At 52.0% G+C, this 18,687-nt stretch carries 15 protein-coding genes; 9 read left to right on the top strand and 6 right to left on the bottom strand.

Going from position 1 to position 18,687, the window contains the following annotated elements; genetic code table 11:
• Positions 1–22: 22 nt before the first annotated feature.
• Positions 23–1,924 carry a DNA mismatch repair endonuclease MutL gene (gene mutL, locus KDM89_RS16575; protein ID WP_212689037.1) on the bottom strand — a complete coding sequence of 634 codons (1,902 nt, stop codon included), beginning with the start codon at positions 1,922–1,924 and terminating at the stop codon, positions 23–25.
• A 108-nt stretch (positions 1,925–2,032) separates the two neighbouring features.
• Here mutL and KDM89_RS16570 point away from each other — a divergent pair, with 108 nt between their 5' ends.
• Together KDM89_RS16570 and KDM89_RS16565 are read left to right on the top strand one after the other, a co-directional pair.
• Positions 2,033–2,680 carry a VTT domain-containing protein gene (locus tag KDM89_RS16570; RefSeq protein WP_212689036.1) on the top strand — a complete coding sequence of 216 codons (648 nt, stop codon included), beginning with the start codon at positions 2,033–2,035 and terminating at the stop codon, positions 2,678–2,680.
• A 1-nt stretch (position 2,681) separates the two neighbouring features.
• Positions 2,682–3,017 carry a hypothetical protein gene (locus tag KDM89_RS16565; RefSeq protein WP_212689035.1) on the top strand — a complete coding sequence of 112 codons (336 nt, stop codon included), beginning with the start codon at positions 2,682–2,684 and terminating at the stop codon, positions 3,015–3,017.
• A gap of 9 nt (positions 3,018–3,026) precedes the next feature.
• On the opposite strand, the gene KDM89_RS16560 is transcribed toward KDM89_RS16565, so the two are convergent.
• Positions 3,027–4,457, bottom strand: a complete 1,431-nt coding sequence (locus KDM89_RS16560; RefSeq protein ID WP_212689034.1) for an N-acetylmuramoyl-L-alanine amidase — start codon at positions 4,455–4,457, stop codon at positions 3,027–3,029.
• A complete protein-coding gene (tsaE, locus tag KDM89_RS16555) occupies positions 4,421–4,906 on the bottom strand; it encodes a tRNA (adenosine(37)-N6)-threonylcarbamoyltransferase complex ATPase subunit type 1 TsaE (RefSeq protein WP_212689033.1) in 486 nt (161 codons plus the stop codon). Before tsaE ends, KDM89_RS16560 begins: the two co-directional genes overlap by 37 nt.
• A gap of 80 nt (positions 4,907–4,986) precedes the next feature.
• Between tsaE and queG the strand changes: the two genes are divergently transcribed.
• Positions 4,987–6,075: a tRNA epoxyqueuosine(34) reductase QueG gene (gene queG / locus KDM89_RS16550; RefSeq protein WP_212689032.1), complete on the top strand. Its 1,089-nt coding sequence runs from the start codon at positions 4,987–4,989 to the stop codon at positions 6,073–6,075.
• Here the strand turns inward: queG and KDM89_RS16545 are convergent.
• The 3 genes from KDM89_RS16545 to KDM89_RS16535 form a co-directional block, all read right to left on the bottom strand.
• Entirely contained in the window at positions 6,072–6,965 is an 894-nt protein-coding gene (locus KDM89_RS16545) for an AEC family transporter (protein ID WP_212689031.1), read from the bottom strand. The two genes, queG and KDM89_RS16545, sit on opposite strands and share 4 nt — an antisense overlap.
• A gap of 72 nt (positions 6,966–7,037) precedes the next feature.
• A complete protein-coding gene (locus tag KDM89_RS16540) occupies positions 7,038–7,628 on the bottom strand; it encodes a response regulator transcription factor (RefSeq protein WP_212689030.1) in 591 nt (196 codons plus the stop codon).
• Positions 7,629–7,667: 39 nt separating this feature from the next.
• Positions 7,668–9,641, bottom strand: a complete 1,974-nt coding sequence (locus KDM89_RS16535) for a sensor histidine kinase (RefSeq protein WP_212689029.1) — start codon at positions 9,639–9,641, stop codon at positions 7,668–7,670.
• Positions 9,642–10,012: 371 nt separating this feature from the next.
• On the opposite strand from KDM89_RS16535, the gene KDM89_RS16530 reads away from it, so the two are divergent.
• From KDM89_RS16530 to ybaK, 6 genes are all read left to right on the top strand, one after another.
• Positions 10,013–11,029 (top strand): DctP family TRAP transporter solute-binding subunit, encoded by a 1,017-nt coding sequence (locus KDM89_RS16530; RefSeq protein ID WP_212689028.1) that lies wholly within the window; start codon positions 10,013–10,015, stop codon positions 11,027–11,029.
• A 304-nt stretch (positions 11,030–11,333) separates the two neighbouring features.
• Positions 11,334–11,816: a methylated-DNA--[protein]-cysteine S-methyltransferase gene (locus KDM89_RS16525; protein WP_212689027.1), complete on the top strand. Its 483-nt coding sequence runs from the start codon at positions 11,334–11,336 to the stop codon at positions 11,814–11,816.
• Between the two features lie 68 nt (positions 11,817–11,884).
• Positions 11,885–12,736, top strand: a complete 852-nt coding sequence (gene xerD / locus KDM89_RS16520) for a site-specific tyrosine recombinase XerD (protein ID WP_212689056.1) — start codon at positions 11,885–11,887, stop codon at positions 12,734–12,736.
• 415 nt (positions 12,737–13,151) lie between these two features.
• Positions 13,152–15,905: a TonB-dependent receptor gene (locus KDM89_RS16515; RefSeq protein ID WP_212689026.1), complete on the top strand. Its 2,754-nt coding sequence runs from the start codon at positions 13,152–13,154 to the stop codon at positions 15,903–15,905.
• Between the two features lie 156 nt (positions 15,906–16,061).
• Positions 16,062–18,044, top strand: a complete 1,983-nt coding sequence (locus tag KDM89_RS16510; protein WP_212689025.1) for a S9 family peptidase — start codon at positions 16,062–16,064, stop codon at positions 18,042–18,044.
• Positions 18,045–18,170: 126 nt separating this feature from the next.
• On the top strand, positions 18,171–18,659 hold the full coding sequence (gene ybaK / locus KDM89_RS16505; RefSeq protein WP_329604686.1) for a Cys-tRNA(Pro) deacylase: 489 nt from the start codon (positions 18,171–18,173) through the stop codon (positions 18,657–18,659).
• Positions 18,660–18,687: the final 28 nt, after the last annotated feature.

Raw genomic sequence — 18,687 nt, 5'->3', positions numbered from 1 at the left:
GATCAGTGTCAGCAAAGCAGCCTTACTGGCCGCGTAAAAACAGTTTATCCAGATCATTCATCGCCAGCTGCACCCAGGTCGGGCGGCCGTGATTACACTGGTCAGAGCGTTCGGTTTCTTCCATGCGCCGTAACAGGGCATTCATTTCGGGTATGGTCAGCTGCCGGTTGGCGCGTACCGCCGTATGACAGGCCAGCGTGCCGAGCAATTCATTGCGCCGTTCGATCAGCACACGTGAACCGCCGAATTCGCGGATATCGCGCAGCACATCACGTGCCAGTGATTGTACATCGGCATTTTTCAGCAAGGCTGGCACTGCACGCACTGCAATCGTGGTCGGTGACATGGCGGTCATGTCAAATCCCAGCTTGCTCAGGGTTTCCTGATGTTCTTCCACCGTACCGACTTCCACACCGTCGGCATAAAAGGTCACAGGAATCAGCAATGGTTGCACGGACATCGCTTCTTCTGTCAGCGCGTCTTTCAGCTGCTCGTACAAAATACGCTCATGCGCTGCATGCATATCAACCAGCACCAGTCCGTGCCGGTTTTGCGCAAGGATATACACACCATGTAACTGCGCCAGTGCAAAACCCAGCGGCGCACCGTCGTCTTCGCTGGTTTCAACCGGCTGACTGCCTTGTAACGGACGCGCTGCAACCGGCGTGTTCGGTGAAGGCGCAGACGACATCTGCTCCGGTGCGCGGAATAACGCACCATAGTTTTCCATGCTTTGCGCTACACCACCCGGACGCAATTGCTGTTGCATGCTGCCGTAAGCACCTGCTGCGGGGCGGGCCACCGGCATCAGCTCAGAACCAAAGCTGGCTTGTTTTGCGCCTATCCATGGCAGAGAGTTTCCCTGCAAACCATTTCCAGCGCCACCATTGCCGGACATGGCTGGCGCAGGCACATTACCCTGAGCGGTTGCCGAGGTTTGCGCCAGTGCGCGCTGCACGGCATGGAACACAAACTGATGTACCGCGCGGCTGTCGCGGAAACGGACTTCAATTTTGGACGGATGCACATTCACATCCACCAGCGCAGGATCGAGTTCCAGCGATAACACATACGACGGATAACGGTCTCCGTGCAGCACATCCTGATACGCAGCGCGGACCGCATGGGTCAGCAATTTGTCGCGCACAAAACGGCCATTTACATAGAAATACTGTGCATCGGCGCGGGCTTTGGAGGCGGTTGGTAAACCGACAAAACCCTGTATCCGTAAAGGCCCGGCGCTTTCATCCAGCGGCAGACGGGCACCCGCAAAACCGTCCCCCAGAATTTGCGCACTGCGCTTGTCATGCTGGCTGACATTCCAGTGATCGACGGTTTTACCGTTATGACTGAGGCTGAAACTGACATCTGGTCGCGCCAGTGCAATCCTTCGTACCACTTCTGCGCAATGGCCGAATTCAGTTTGTTCCGATTTAAGAAATTTACGGCGCGCCGGGGTGTTGTAATACAAATCCTGTACGTCCACCGTTGTGCCTTGTGCTCCTGAAGCAGGGCTGACAGTGCCATTCTGAATTTGCCATGCGTGCGGCGCATCGGTGGTGCGGGTGGTTAAGGTCAGCACGGCAACAGACGCAATTGAGGCCAGCGCCTCGCCACGAAAACCCAGTGTGCCGACGGTTTCCAGTTCTTCGAGCGAACGGATTTTGGAAGTGGCATGCCGGGCCAGCGCCAGCGGCAACTGATCCGGCGGGATGCCTTTACCGTTGTCGGTAATCGCAATGCGTTTGACGCCGCCTTCTTCTATCCGTAACTGAACTTGCGTGGCACCCGCATCCAGTGCGTTTTCCAGCAATTCTTTCACCACGGCAGATGGGCGTTCGATCACCTCGCCGGCGGCGATCTGGGAAATTAAATGATCCGGCAAAGCCAGAATCGGGCGGTCAGGTGCTAATCGTGAAGTCATAGCCTGATTATACCTTTGCGCGCAATCCCTGCATCGCTCTGCAGGAATGCTTGCGGCACTGCTTTCATCGTGTATGATGGCGGCGGATTTTTCACTACAGGCCGCCACATGGATTTAATGCAAATACTGGACATGGTTCTGCATGTCGACAAGATGCTGGGAACCGTTATTGAACAATACGGTACGCTGGTGTATTTCGTGTTGTTCGCAATTGTGTTCTGCGAAACCGCATTTGTGATTTTCCCGTTTTTACCGGGAGACTCTCTGCTGTTTATTGCCGGTGCGTTCTGTGCAACCGGTGCAATGAATCCGTGGTTGCTGATCGTTTTGCTGCTGATTGCTTCTATTTCCGGCAATACCATTAATTACTGGATCGGCAGTCTGATCGGTCATAAAGTGCTGGAAAAAGATTACCGCTGGATAGATCGTGATGCAATTCGTAAGACCCATGACTTCTATGAGAAGCATGGCGGTAAAACCGTGGTGATTGCTCGTTTTGTGCCGATAGTCCGCACCTTCGCGCCGTTCGTAGCCGGTATTTCTGATATGACACACCGCACATTCCAGTTCTTCAATGTTCTGGGTGCTTTGTTGTGGATTCTGAGTCTGGTGCTCAGCGGCTATTTCTTCGGCAACATTCCATTCATTCAGAAAAATCTGAATGCCATCGTGCTGATCGGTGTTGGTGCTGCGATTATTCCTATTCTGCTTGGCGCAGCGTGGAAAATGATGCGCCGTGTGATGCAGCGCAGCTGATATGAACCCGCAGCAGGAGCCGCCTGATCGTCAGATACTGTGGCTGCATTCTGCTGCACCTGCCAAACCAAAAACAGGCGCACCGTGTAACGGTTGTGGTCTGTGTTGCGCCGCCGAGCCTTGCCCGGTGGCGTTTTTGTTTTTATGGCAAAGAAAAGGCCGTTGCCGCGCGCTTGAATGGGATGCGGAAACAGGCTTGTACCGCTGCGGCATGTTGTTGCAGCCGGATGCTTATCTGTTCTGGCTGCCGCAGACTGCGTCGGGCTGGTTCAGTCGCCGCGTGCGCCGCTGGATTGCAGCGGGCACGGCGTGTGATTCTGAGGCGGAATTATTCTGATCAGTAGAATCAGGCGAAACGGTTTTTCGCCAGCGGCGGATTTTTGGCGAAATATTTCTTCACGCCGCGCACGACGGATTCTGCGATCTGATCCTGATAAGCGCCATCGTTTAAGCGGGCTTCTTCTTCCGGATTAGAGATAAACGCGGTTTCAATCAGAATGCTAGGAATGTCCGGCGCTTTCAGTACTGCAAAACCCGCTTGCTCAACCGCTTGCTTATGCAGCGTATTGATGCCGCCCAGTTCATTCAGCACGATTTTGCCGAGTTTCAGACTGTCATTGATTTGCGCTGTGGTTGATAAATCCAGCAGCACACTGGCCAGTTGCTTATCGTGATTTTTGATATTGATACCACCAATCAGATCGGCCGCATTTTCTTTATCGGCCAGCCAGCGTGCAGCAGTGGAGCTGGCACCTTTTTCCGACAAAGCAAATACTGATGAGCCGCGTGCCGCACTGTTGACGAAGGCATCTGCATGCACCGACATAAACAAATCGGCTTGCACGGCGCGGGCTTTTTCAACGCGGACATTCAGCGGTACAAAATAATCCGCATCGCGCGTCAGCATCACGCGCACGTTATCGATTTGTTCGAATTTCTTCTTGAGCCGCTTAGCAATTGCCAGCACCACGTCTTTTTCGCGGCTGCCGTTTTTACCCAGCGCACCAGGATCTTCACCGCCATGCCCCGGATCAATCGCAATGGTGATCGTCCGTCCGTGGGCGAATTTATCCTTAGACTTTTCTGCCGGTGTATCGGATTTTTCTGCAACCCTGAGTTTTTCTTCGGTCTTCACCGGTGCTTTGATTTCCGGCTTTTCCACAGGCTGAACGGAAGACGCAGAGCTTGTGCCTGAAGCCGGACTTGAGGCCGAATTTGAAGCCGGGGGCAATGAGGCAATCGCTGCGGGTTTGTCCTGCGAGGATTGCTCTATCAGTGCTGCCAGCGGATCCGGAGGATTCACCGGATACAAATCGAACACCAGCCTGTGTTTGTAGTTGCCCACTGGTTGCAGGGTAAATACCTGAGGATTGACTTCTTCCTTCAGATCAAACACCAGTCGCACCACAGTAGGTTTATTCTGGCCGACCCGGACTTGCCGGATATAAGGGTCATTCGACTGAATCTTAGCGACCAGTTCTTTCAGTGTCGCATTCAGTTCCAGACCTTCAATATCCACTACCAGCCGGTCCGGATTTTTGACCAGAAAATGGGTCGTCTTCAGTTCACTGTCATTTTCCAGCGTAACGCGGGTATAGTCTTCCGCAGGCCACACCCGAACCGCCAGAATCCGCGCCGCATGCGCAGTCTGAGGTAATAAAACAGATAACAGCAAAGTACCGCCGGCTTGTAAAAAAGTACGGCGGCGGGAAGGTAACTGCGAAGAGGCCAGAGCCTTGGTCACAGTACCGGGGCGAACTGGAGTGAAGCGAGACATGCAAACCCTTTATCAGACAACGCCCGCAATTCTACCTCACGGCCGTGTGCAGCGATGCGCAGAAACAGTTCGATATCCGGTTCCGGTAGGACACCATCGGCCTTTTCCGGCCATTCTACGATGCAAACCTGACCGGCATGAAATTCTTCGCGGAAACCTGCATCCAGAAATTCTTCCGGACTGCCCATACGGTACAGATCAAAGTGCATGATGCTCGCAGGTTTATTTTGCAGCGTTACCTGATAGGGTTCTGCCAGCGTGTACGTCGGACTTTTGACATGGCCGCTGTAACCGGCGGCATGAATCAGTGCACGGGTCAGGCAGGTTTTTCCTGCGCCGAGGTCGCCGTGCAGAAAAACAGTCATACCCGGCTGTAAAACACGAGCCATTTGTTTGCCCAGCGCCTGCGTCGCGGCTTCGTCCGGTAATGTGGTCTTATAATGTGACATTTGTTGCTGCATGAATCCTGAATGATGTTTTTAACCTTAGCATATCGCCACCAAAACGTGTGGAAAACCGGAGCGTTTGCATGTCGCTGAATGCTGAACAATTGCAGGCGCTGATGCTGCAAATCCGGCAGTGGAGCTGTGAGCTCGGGTTTTCCGGTGTGGCTGTCAGTGATACCGATCTCAGCATTCATGAGCCTGGTTTGCAGGCTTGGCTGGATGCCGGTTATCACGGCGATATGCATTATATGGAAAGTCACGGCATGAAGCGCGCCCGTCCGGCGGAACTGGTGCCGGGGACGATACGCGTACTCAGTCTGCGTATGGATTATCTGCCCGGCGATCAGGGCTGGCGTGAACGTGAGCGTGCGCGGCAGAATGATGCGTCACAGGCGGTGATTTCTGTTTATGCACGCGGCAGGGATTATCACAAAGTATTGCGTCAGCGTTTGCAGCAGCTGGCAGATAAGATCGCCAGCGTGACGGGGCCGTTCGGACATCGGGTATTTACGGATTCAGCGCCGGTGATGGAAGTTGCGCTGGCGGCGCGCTCCGGTCTGGGCTGGCGCGGCAAACATACGCTGCTGCTGAACCGTGATGCCGGTTCGATGTTTTTTCTGGGTGAAATATTTACGGACTTAGCCTTGCCTGTCGATGACAGCGGTGCTGCGCATTGTGGTCAGTGCCACGCTTGTATTGATGCTTGTCCGACCGGTGCGATTGTCGCACCGTATCAGGTCGATGCGCGGCGCTGCATTTCATATCTGACGATAGAGTCCGGTGTAGCGATTCCACTGGAATTGCGCCCTCTGATTGGCAACCGCATTTACGGATGTGATGATTGTCAGCTGGCTTGTCCGTGGAATAAATTTGCACAAAAGGCGGTAGTCAGCGATTTCGACGTGCGCCACAGCCTGGACAATGTGACGCTGACCGATTTGTTTGGCTGGAGCGAAGAACAATTCCTGCGTCATTTTGAGGGCAGTCCGGTGCGCCGTATCGGTTACGAAAGCTGGTTACGCAATCTGGCGGTGGGCCTTGGAAATGCAGCTGTTTCTATGCGTGGCGATCCGCGTATGGTGGCGGCGTTGCAGGCGCGTACTGATCACCCGTCAGAGCTGGTCAGAGAGCATGTGCAATGGGCTCTGGAGCAGCATTTGCAATCCGGTTAAATTTGCACCAGATGTAGCCACACGGGCAGTGTCAGTGCTGATAACAGTGTGCTGGCGGAAATCAGAAAAGCGACATAAGGTCCATTACCTCCCATCCGGGCTGCCAGTACATAAGCGCTGGATGCCGTTGGTAATGCACAAAACAGAACGGCGATTTGCAATTGCAGTAAGGGTAATTGCAGCCAGGTGCCAAGCAACAGGCCGATTGCAGGAGCAATCAGTAATTTAATCGCCAGAAAACCAGTGGCCAGGCCGCGCGCTTCGTGCAGGGCGGAGAGCCGAAGGCCTGCGCCGACAGCCAGCAAGCCCATCGCAATCGAGGCATTACCAAGTCGTGACAGTGTCGCACTCAGATCATCTGGCAAGGTGATACCAGCAAGACTACATGCGACGCCAGAGGCTGTGCCAACCACCAGCGGGTTGCTGGCGATTTCTTTCAGTAAGCGTCCGCTGTTACGAGCCAGCGCAAAAACGGCGGCGATATTGCAAACCGGCACCAGAAAACCAATCAGCAATGCCATCAGTGCCGTTCCCTGCTCACCAGCAATGCGTGATGCCACCGCAAGTGCGATGTAAGAATTAAACCGGAAGGCAGTCTGTACGCCGGATACAAAAGTTTTGCCGGGATTGAAAAAAATAAACCGGCATACAGAGCCAAGCACAATTGCCGCGAAGGTGGTCAGCACACCTGTTATCAGCAGTTTGCCAGTGGCATGAAAATCAAATTGTGTTTTTGCAGTGGTGTAAAACAGTAAAGCCGGAAATAAAATGAAGTACACCAGTTTTTCCACACCGCTCCAGAAATGGCCGCCGAAGTTACCGTAACGACTCAGTAAAAAACCGAGCATGATTAAGCTGAAATCAGGTACCAGTAAATGGAAGACGGACATGGAAAACAATCAAGAAAACGGCGGCGCCCGCAATGACTGCGGGTTGGCGCTAAACGGAGAAGTTTGTGGTATTTACTTGAGCATGCCTGCAAGCTCAACAGCAGTTTTTACCTGCATTTTGTCGAAAATATGAGCGCGGTGAACTTCAACGGTACGCATGCTGATACCCAGTTCATCTGCAATAACTTTGTTCATTTTTCCTAGCAAAATCAGGTCAAGTACTTCACGTTCCCGGCTCGATAAACTTGCCAGCCGGTCGTGAATCTGCGCCGTTGCGCCGGCTTCGCGAGAGGAAGCGAGTGCTTCGAGGACGCGGTCCATGAGCTTGTTATCATTAAACGGCTTTTCAAAAAAATCAAACGCGCCGCGTTTCAGACTATCAACTGCCATCGGTACATCACCGTGGCCGGTCAGAAAAATCACAGGCAGGCGTCGCGTCAGTTTTTTTGCAGACAAGGCGTCAAAAAGACTGATGCCTGAGAGTCCCGGCATACGTACATCCAGCAAAATACAGTCGCCGTCACGATCGAAACTGAACTGGTTTTCCAGCGTGCTGAGAAACTGTTCGCTGCTCGCATAGCCTGTAGCCGGAATTTTTCGCGACCGCGCCAGCCAGGACAGAGAATCGCGGATAACTTCTTCATCATCAATGATGTGTAACATGCATACTCCAGTTCTTTCGTTGTGCGGTAACGCCCGGTGTCAGATTTCCTGATGAGCTGGCAGACTGATGCGAAATATGGTGCCGCCTTCAGGGTTCGGGCCGTGTGTCAGCCGTCCGCCGTGAAATTCTATCGCAGTACGGCAGATATTGAGACCCATCCCCATGCCGGCACTTTTTGTTGTGAAAAATGGTGAGAACAGTCGGGCAGCAACTTCTTCGGAAATACCGTGACCGCGATCCGTCATTTGAATAACCACTTCCTTGCGTTCGGTATGGTAAGACGCATGGATTTGCAGCTGGCGCCGGGCAGGTGCAGTACTGTGCATGGCTTCAACCGCATTTCTGCTCAGATTCAGCAGTACCTGCTCCAGCAGTACCGGGTCAGCCATGATCGGCGGCAAATCCGTCGCAATATCATAATGGACGGGCACGCGAATCGCCTGCGCTTGTAGCTCAATCAGAGGCATCGCATTCTGAATCACTTGCTGAATCTGTATCAGCTGACGCGCAGGCTCGCGTTTTTTCACGACGTCATAGACGCTGCGTATGATTTGCCCTGCACGCTGTGCCTGCGCATTGATTTTTTCCAGTGCGCTGCGGAGTAAGCTGCGGTCCTGCTCACCGGATTCCAGCATATTCGAGGTTGCAGTGGTGTAGCTGGAAATCGCCGCCAGTGGCTGATTCAGTTCGTGAGCCAGCATTGACGCAAGTTCCCCCATTGTGGCCAGTTTTGCGCTGACGTGGAGTTTTTCTTCCTGCTGGCGTGTCAGTTCCTGTGCGTGACGTAACTCGGATATGTCCAGAATCGAACTCATCCAGCCCGCTTGCTGACCGGTTTCATCAATCAGCGGAGATTCGTAAATCAGCACGGGAATACGCGTGCCGTCTGTGTGCTGATAGACAGTTTCAAAACCTTCAGCCGGCACAGTGCCGCTCAGCAACTGACGATAGCGTTCTTCATATTCTTCATATGCTTCCGGCGCCCAGTAAGGCATAGGGGGAATGCGGCCTATTAACTCCTCAGCCGGAATGCCGATCATTTTGCAGAAGGCCGGATTAACATAGGTCAGCCGGCCCTGCATATCGCGGGCCCGTAACCCAGTGACCAGCGAGTTTTCCATGGCACTGCGAAAAATCAGCTGCTGGCGTAACGCACCTTCAGCGGCGAGACGGCGATTGATGTCACGCCACAGTGCCAGCAAGCTCCAGATCAGACCAACCGACAGCAGAATTACCGTAACCACCAGCATATTCGACAGAATTTTAGGTTCCGCCTTAATACTGTTGGTCCGCAGAACCAGACTCAGTCCAGGTAATTCAAGTGCCCGGTTGTGGCTGTAGACATTTTTACCGATACCACCTGCGGTGCGTGTTGCATAGATGGTCTCATCGTTATCGACAATCGAGACCTGATTTTCCTGAGCAAACCACCAGGGGATCAGCTCGTCCAGTAATCCGTTTGCAAAATAACTGATGACGATACTGCCGTAATGGCGGTTTTGCCGGTACAAGGGAATCTGGCAACTGATCAGGTAGCTGTTCATTTGCTGTTCGGTATCCAGTGCAGGCTGAAAACAGCGGGTTTTCCGGTCGATTTCGAACAGACTGGACGTAATGATGGCAGGCTTCGGTCGGCGCATCAGGCCATCCGCCCCTTTTTCTGTGGTGACCAGAATTTGTTCATTCGGGTCCTGCCAGCTCAGACGCGACACTTCGCGGTTATTGCTCAGTATCTGGCGGAATCGCTCGAGAACCTGTTCAGGGCTGATGCCAAGATTCACGATATCCGCGCCGATCTGGCGAACCACCTCATCGTTGCGGTTGAGCTGAAACATAATCGTTTGCTCGACCCATAAGGTATCTGCAATTAACTGTTCCTGCCGCTCATTGGCTTCCATGCGCTGTGCCTGCCAGGGCAGCCAGATCAGGGTAGCCAGAAACAAAGACAGCAGCAGGATAGGCATAATCCAGCGCCATTTTTGTGCAGGCCAGTTGGCGTATTTGGTCAGCATCAGGACGGAACAGAAGCGAAATGAATGAATGCCAGCATCTTACCCTGATTGATCAGGTCTTCGTATGTCCGGAATGCGGGTCATGGTATGAGGGCAACAGTGGGACATTCTCTTTACAATCAGAAAACTTCAGTTCTTCCGAGGAGGCAGGTGCTTTCCTGTGCAGTGAAAATGGTTGCCTAGTGGATTTCCACACTTGCATCTGATCGGTGGGGCGCCCAATAATGATCCGAACTTTTTCCCGCTGTCAAAGTCTTATCCACATGCGAAAATCGCAACCCATGGCTGGTCTGAAAGCGCGCCATAAATATCCGGTCAGAATTGCTTTTTCTCACCGCGTTCAGTGAAATCAAATAAAAAAGGGGAATGTCATGCAGGGCAAACTGATGCGCCGACTGATTCTGGCTGCAATGGTGCTGTCACCTGCCGTGTATGCACAATCACCGATTGTCATTAAGTTCAGCCATGTTGTTGCCGCAGACACGCCAAAGGGCATGGCAGCCGAACGTTTCAAGCAACTCGCGGAAAAAGCTACTCGTGGCAAGGTCAGGGTCGATATTTATCCTGACAGTAAGCTGTATAAAGACAGGGAAGAGCTTGAAGCCTTACAGCTGGGTGCAGTTCAGATGCTCGCGCCGTCGCTTGCAAAATTCGGCCCTCTCGGTATCAAGGAATTCGAAGCATTTGATATTCCTTTTCTGTTTCCGGATAAACAGGCTTTGCACGCGGTCACTGAGGGCAGGGCCGGACGTAGTCTTTTGCGTAAGCTGGAACCCAAAGGGATTATCGGTCTTGCTTACTGGGATAACGGATTTAAAGTCATTTCCGCAAATCGTCCGGTAAAAACGCCGGCAGATATGCGCGGTCTTAAATTCCGTATTCAGGCTTCCAAAGTACTTGACGCGCAGACAAGGGCGTTGGGGGCAAGTCCTCAGGTGACGAATTTTGCAGAGGTGTATCAGGCACTGAAAACTGGTGCTGCAGATGCGACTGAAAATCCGCCCAGCAATTTGCTGACGCAACGGATGTTTGAGGTGCAAAAGTACATCACTGTCACAAATCACGGTTATCTTGGTTACGCAGTCATCGTGAATAAAAAATTCTGGGAAAGTCTGCCTGCAGATATCCGTTTTGAGCTGGAAGCGGCGATGAAGGCCGCAACCCGTTATGCAAATGATATTGCGCAACAGGAAAATGACCAGGCACTGGATGCGCTGAAAGCGATGCCGGGGCTGCAGGTGTATTACCCGGGACGCTCTGAAAAAGCGGAGTGGCAGCGTGCTCTGATGCCGGTTCAACGTGAAATGGAGTTACGTGTAGGCGCAGATTTGTTGCGGGATATTAATCGTGAGACACAGAATGCACGCGATGAGTCCGGGCAAAAATGAAGCGGTAATCGCATAACATAAATTCCCGGATTCAGGGTTGTTTTTACAATTCCACAACAAGATGTGTCTGCGATCCGTAGTAACACGTAGTTTTTTTTGTCTACCGTTAGTCGCCGTGCTATATTTGCGCAAGTTCGGAATTTGCTGTACAGATTTACAAGGCGGTAGTGCGAGAAAACGGTATTCATACCGTACACAGAGGAGACACGTGCTTTCAGAAAGCCAGCAATAAAATGGCTCGGAAGTACGCATATAATTTAAAGGCGCATCCTGGGATGCGCCTTTTTTCTTTTGGAGATCCGACTTGAATGATGCGCTGTTTCAGGCTGTGGTTGCTGCACCTTTCGGTGGTGTCGGCGTACGAACAGCAGCGGGCGAAGTGCTGGAGCTGTGCTACCTGCCACCATCGTACCGGGAAAAATCGCCTGCAGATGCTCTTACTGAGCGAGTTGCTATACAGGTGCTAAGGTATCTTGCTGATCCGGATTTCCGGTTTGACTTACCGCTGGCAAGTGTTGGCACCGGTTTTCAGCAAAAGGTATGGCAGGCAATTGCGGCAATTCCGCGAGGAGAGGTACTGACTTACGGATTGGTCGCAAAGCAATTACGTTCAGCACCGCGGGCGGTTGGTCAGGCTTGTGGCGCAAACTGGTTTCCGCTGGTAATTCCTTGTCACAGGGTGATCAGCGCCAGCGGAATCGGTGGTTTTGCCGGCAGCGATCTGGATGCCGGATTTCATGTCGGCGTAAAACGCTGGCTATTGCAGCATGAAGGAGCAAGCTGGTGAGTCGCTATCCCGAAGTCAGTATCACGCTGGCGGATAACTGGCAGCAAACGCTGGACGCATTTTGCGATATGTTGTTACTGGAAGAGGGACTGGCAAAAAATACCATTGATGCATACCGCACGGATTTGTTTCAGTTTGCAGCCTGGTTGCAGCAAAACGATGCATCATCGCTGGTGCAGGCAACACCTGATCAGATCAGCGGATATCTGCAGGAAAGAAATGCAGAAGCAAAACCAAGCTCTGCCAACCGCAGGCTGAGTTCAGTCAAACGCTTTTATCAATGGTTGCTGCGCGAACAGCACATTCAGGATGATCCTTGTCTTCGTCTGAAATCGGCCCGTCAGGGTTTGCGTATTCCGAAAATCATGAGCGAAGACGTTGTGGAAGCACTGCTGAATGCTCCCGATGAATCTCCGCTGGGTGTGCGTGACCGCACGATGCTGGAGCTGATGTATGCGAGCGGTTTGCGTGTCAGTGAACTGGTGCAACTGAAGACAACGGAAATCAGTCTGAAAGAGAATGTGCTGCGCGTGACCGGCAAAGGCGGAAAAACACGCCTGATACCTTTTGGTGAGCATGCTGGCAGCTGGCTTGAACGTTACCTCAGTGAAAGCCGGCCTGCAATCCTGCAGGGTCAGGTTTCCGATGCTTTGTTTGTAACGCAGCGCGGCGGACCTATGACGCGTCAGATGTTCTGGGTGCTGATTAAGAAACATGCGTTGAAAGCCGGAATTGCACAACATCTTTCTCCGCATACCATGCGCCATGCATTTGCCACCCATTTGCTGAATCATGGTGCGGATCTGCGCGTAGTACAGCTCTTGCTGGGCCATGCAGATATCACCACCACACAGATCTATACCCATGTTGCCAGAGAGCGTCTGAAGCAGTTACATGCAGAGCATCATCCGCGTGGTTAGTGGCTGATCAAGCTCAAATCATGTAAAAAATTATGCCTTTTTGAAATTAGTTAAAAAAAAGATATGCTTATTTATGTGTAAATACAACATATTTCCGTACATTAATTTAATTGCATAAAAAGACATAAACATCGCAAAAATTCAGGGTTTATTTAATATATTAAGATTTTGAGCGGAATTTTATTCTTTTTGTCAGAATAAAACTCAGTTTCAACCAACTTTCTTGCGGGCAATGATTGATGTGCTCGAAAAAAAATTGGCGAGTAACAAAACGTAACGTTAGATAATCATTTTTCCGGCACGGCTGCGACTGAAAACCAGGCAGTCGCTGTGCCGGTTTTTACAGGCACGGGTGATGGAGATAGTGCGCCTGTCAGCCAAAAAAATGTGTATATAACGATAAGAAAGGTTATCCATGAAACTGAGTCGTCTGACGCTTGCGCTGGCAGGCATAGGATTCTGTACGATGACTACGGCTGCTTTTGCTCAGGAAGTAAAAGCACAGGAGGAGTCTAAAAAGAATGAAAACGCGCCGGTTCAGCGTGTTGAAATTACCGGTTCCAACATCAAACGTGTGAACATCGAAACGGCGTCGCCAGTACAGGTCATCTCTAAAGAAGAACTGGTACGTGGCGGTGCAACGTCGCTGAATGATGTTTTGCGCGGCGTATCTGCCAATATAGGTGGTATTGATGAAAACCGTACTAACGGTTTTACCGCTGGCGCAGCCGGTCTGAACCTGCGCGGTATCGGTAGCCAGGCAACCCTGGTGCTGATCAACGGCCGTCGTCTGGCAGCTTATGCCCAGCCAGAATATCAGACAACTTTCGTTGATCTGAACTCCGTACCGATCGGTGCTGTTGAGCGTATTGAAATTCTGAAAGACGGTGCATCCGCGATTTACGGTTCTGAAGCGATGGCAGGTGTGGTTAACATCATTCTGCGCAACAACTATCAGGGCGCGGCAGTGACTGGCTCTGTTGGCCGTTCGGAGCGTAATGACGGTGAGCAATACCGCGCCAGCGCGAGTTATGGTTTCGGTAGCCTGGTCGAAGATCACTACAATGTGTACGCAACACTGGATGTACGTCAGGTGAAACCGATGTACATCAACAAGCGTGATGGCTATCTGAGCACAGAAGACCTGCGTCCATGGGGCTATAAAGATAACCGTTCGATTTACACCTATCCTGGTAACCTGTACTGGACGGACAAAGCGACCGGTAAATTTGTAGCGCGTACACTGGATGCAAACTGCCCGGCAAATAATCTGGTTCCTGCATCAACCGTATTCGGCGCAAACTCCATGGGTAGCGTCTGCGTTTACGATGATCTGAAAGACAGTAAATATAATTCCGCAGGTAATACTGACCGCGTCGGTCTGACCAGCCGTGGTACATGGCAGATCAATGCTGACACGGAAGCATTTGCTGAAGTCATGATTAACCAGAACAAGGCGCAGATTTCCGGTGTGCCACACTGGTTCGCAGGTCAGAACGGACTCGATACCCCAGCGCTGCCGATCAACCATCCGCAGTATCCGAAAGACCTGATTGATCCGGTCACAGGTAAAACGCTGGCAGGCGGTAACGGCACAGTGCGTGTCCGTGCATCCCTGAGCGACTTCCCTGGTCAGGGTCTGACGAATACAACGCTGTTCTCACGCTATCTGGCTGGTGTTAAAGGCAGCTATAAGAGCTGGGACTGGGAAACCGCGTTCATGGTCAACACCAGTAAAGTGGATTCCAAAGCGACTTCCGGTATCCTGAAAACACCGTTTATTCAAGCATACAAAGACGGTACTTTCCTGTTTGGTCAGTCTGCAAACAATGCTGCACTGCTGAGCAAAATCGTGACTGACGCTGCCAGCAACTTCAAATCCGGCATGTATCTGTGGGATGGCAAACTGAGCGGCGACCTGCTTCAATTGCCAGCAGGTCCGTTGTCTGCTGCGTTTGGTGTGGAAGCCCGTCGCGAAACACTGGAAGTCACGCCTGCTGATCTGGCTGTAGCCGGTGAGCTGTATCACTGGGCACAGGCTGAGCCAGGCTATCGCCGTGGCCGTAACATTGGCTCTTTCTACACAGAAATGAATGCGCCACTGTTGAAAAATCTGGAAGCATCGGTTGCTGTGCGTTACGACAATTACTCAGACTACGGTAGCTCAACCACACCAAAACTGGGTTTGAAATGGAATGCTGATCCTACGTTGCTGGTACGTGGTACGTATGCGACAGGCTTCCGTGCACCGACACTGGTGGAAAACTCCACACAGATCAAAAAAGCCTTCCTGTCCTATCGCGATCCTGCACGTTGTAACGATAAGTTCACTGCTGGGTGCCAATGGAGCAGTGCTTACGAAAGTGGCTCTAACCCTGGTCTGAAACCGGAAACAGCTGACAGCTTCACACTGGGTCTGGTCTGGGAACCGACAAAATGGTTCGATGCAACACTGGATTTCTGGCAAATCAAGCGTAAAGACGAGATCACAACATTCGATCTGGCAACTGTTCTGTCTAATCCAGGCCGTTATGCAGGTAACTCTGCGGCAGTGATTACCCGTGATCCATTGTCGGCTGCTGATGCTGCAGCTGGTGCAACAGCCGGTGAAATCACCAATGTTCGTTTGTTGCTGACGAATCTGGCACAAACCCGTGTACGTGGCGTTGATCTGACTATGAATGGTCACTTCAACGGTGGTGAGTATGGTCGTTTCAACCCAAGTCTGAGCGTCACATATAACCATTCTTATAAAACTGCACCGGCACCGGAAAGTGAGCAGATTGAGTATGCTGGTAGCCGTGGTCAGCCACGAGTAATGGCAACCATGGGCCTGGCCTGGGAAAAAGCAGCATGGCGTTTGTCTGCTGACGTTAACTACGTCGGCAAAATGTCTGCGAAAGATGACTTCACACAGCCATGTACGTTTGAACAACAGGGTTACGCAAACCTGTGCGGTAATATTGCTTCGTTCACCACGGTCAATCTGGGCGGCAGCTACAGCGGCCTGATGAAAAACCTGAAGCTCAGCTTTGCGATCCGCAACCTGTTTGACACGATGCCACCATTTGCACCGAGCGCAACATCTGCTCAGGCAGTGGCAGCATCTTCTCTGCACAGCACTGTAGGTCGTTATTTCATGCTCACAGCGGATTACAAATTCAAGTAATCTCAGTCTGAAAATGCCGGAATCGTAAGATTCCGGCATTTTTTTTACCTGTATATGCTGAAGTGTTTGTCTGCGGCAGAGAGAGTGATCACAAGTGACCGTCGCCTTTCGCAGACAATGCCAGATTTACCCGATTTCCTTTTCAAAGGCTCAGGCATGAATTCTTTACGTCGACTGATATTGGCCGGTGTTTTACTCACCGCACCGTTCATGACTATGCCGGCAATGGCTGATGCATCCATTCCGGTCGCAGATTTTTTTAAAGCATCACAATATTCCGGTATTCCTTCACTGTCACCGGATGGTAAAACCCTCGCTGTCCTGACGCCGCGCAACGGCCGCAACGTGCTGGCAGTGATTCGTCTCGATTCCCGTACACCGAAAGTCATTGCTTCCGATCCTGACTGGGATATTGCGAATCCGATCTGGGTCAATAATGAGCGCCTGGTTTTCAGTCTCAGCAAGGGCAAAGATGCGGTCTATGAAGATCAGCGCGGCGGTGGCTTGTTTGCCGTGAATACTGACGGCAGCCGTTTCCGTAAGCTTACCCCGACGCTGAAAGAAGCGATGGGCAACAATATTCCGTATAAGCCATACCAGGTGTTGTCACGTGCAGGTGAAGATTCAACTGATCTGATCGTGGTGAATAACGAACGTGGCCGTGATGCAGTACTCGGTGCTTCGGATGTATTCCGTCTGGACACACTGACTGGCAAGGCGACCTTGCTCACGTTTAATAACCCGGGCAAAGTCAGCGAATGGGTGCTGGATCATGCGCGTGTTGTGCGCGCGGGCTCTGCGCTGGATGTGGAACCGGGCAGCAAGCGTATCCGCCAGACGGTGTACTACCGCGATGGAGAGAATGCACCGTGGAAAGCAATTTATCAGGCATTCATTGATGAAGGCCGCGAAATGGAAGTCGCCGGTTTTGACTTCGATAATAAAACCATGCTGGTTGCCGGCCGTTTCAACGGACGTGATAAAAAAGCCGTTTATCTGTGGGATTTTGCGAAAAACACCGTCGGTGAAATGCTGGCAGATCATCCGCAGGCAGATGTGGAAAACGTGCGTTTTGATAACAGCCGTAAAAAAATTGTCGGCGCACCGGTCGCTGCAATGAAACCGGAGTATGTGTATTTTGACGAGGATTATGCGCGTCTGGATGCAACTTTCCGCGCCAGCTTCCCCGGACAAGAGTATTTCTTCCAGTGGAGTGGTGACAGCGTCGTCGTGTATACCTACGGCGCAGCAAATCCGGGCTCTGTGTATTTTTACGATGTGGCAAAGCGCAAACTGGAACCGCTGTATGTGATGAAGCCGGAGCTGGATGGTAAAAAGCTGTCGGAAACCAAAGTCATTCAGTACACCGCGCGTGATGGCTTACCGATTCCTGCGTATCTGACACTGCCGGAAGGAAAGAAAGCAGAAAAGCTGCCGCTGATCGCATTTGTGCACGGTGGGCCGCATGCACGCGACAGCTATGGCTTCGATCCTATGGTGCAAATGCTGGCTTCGCGTGGTTACGCCGTGTTGCAACCGCAATTCCGTATGTCCACTGGTTTCGGCTGGAAGCATCATACTGCTGGCTGGAAACAATGGGGTCTGGCGATGCAGGATGACGTCACCGACGGCGTGAAAAATCTGATCAGTCAGGGCGTGGTTGATGCGTCGCGTGTCTGTATTATCGGTGCCAGCTATGGTGGCTATGCAACCATGTACGGCCTTGCCAAAGATCCGGATCTGTATCGCTGCGGTGTGAACTGGGTAGGTGTGACCGACGTGAAAATGCTGTTCACCGTGACCTGGTCGGATATGTCCGGTCCTTACATGGATAATCTGGGACGTCTGATGCATGGCGACCCGGATAAAGACGGCGCTTACTTTGAAAAAACTTCCGCCATCGGTAACGCAGCCCGTATCAAAGCACCGGTACTGATGGGTTACGGCAGTGAAGATATCCGCGTGCCGCTGATTCACGGTGAAAAAATGCGCGACAAGCTGCGTGCACAAGGCAATGAAGTGGAATGGGTTGTGATGACCGGTGAAGAACATAACTGGTATCGCGAAGCCAACCGTATTGCCTGGGGCGAGAAAGTGGAAAAATTCCTCGGTAAACATCTGGCACCGGCGAGTAAATAATCGCAATCGTTTCTGTTTTTTCGTTGTTAACGGACAAATAGCTGACAATTGAGAAAGGGCATGGCAACATGCCCTTTTTTTGTCAGCAGACCTTTCCGCACAGGTGGTCTGCAAGCGGAGTATGTTGTGGCTAAGAAAGAACACGTATCAGAAACACCGGCCACCCAGTGGTTAAAGCAGCGCAAAGTGGCGTTCAGTGAACATCCGTATCCGTATGAAGAGCACGGCGGCACGGCGGTATCGTCGCGTGAGCTGGGTGTGGATGAGCATGTGGTGATTAAAACGCTGGTCATGCAGGATGAAAAAGCGCAGCCGCTGATTGTGCTGATGCACGGCGATAAAAAAGTATCAACCAAAAATCTGGCACGTCAGGCCGGTTGTAAGTCGGTTGAGCCGTGTAAGCCGGAAGTCGCGCAACGTCATTCCGGTTATCTGGTGGGCGGTACATCGCCGTTCGGCACACGCAAAGCGATGCCGGTGTATGTGGAGCGCTCGGTGCTGGCGCTGGAACGCATCTATATCAACGGTGGGCGCCGTGGGTTTCTGGTGTCGCTGAATCCAGCCCTGCTGCCGGAATTGCTGCCGGTGAAAGAAGTGGATGTCGCGATTGACTGAAGTCAGCCCGCGTCCGGCTGTCAGTGTA

The sequence above is a fragment of the Cognatundibacterium luofuense genome (assembly GCF_018139685.1).
Taxonomy (GTDB): domain Bacteria; phylum Pseudomonadota; class Gammaproteobacteria; order Burkholderiales; family Burkholderiaceae_D; genus Undibacterium; species Undibacterium luofuense.
The sequence above is the reverse complement of the archived record's forward strand: the minus strand, read 5'-3'. Positions and strand labels throughout refer to the sequence as shown.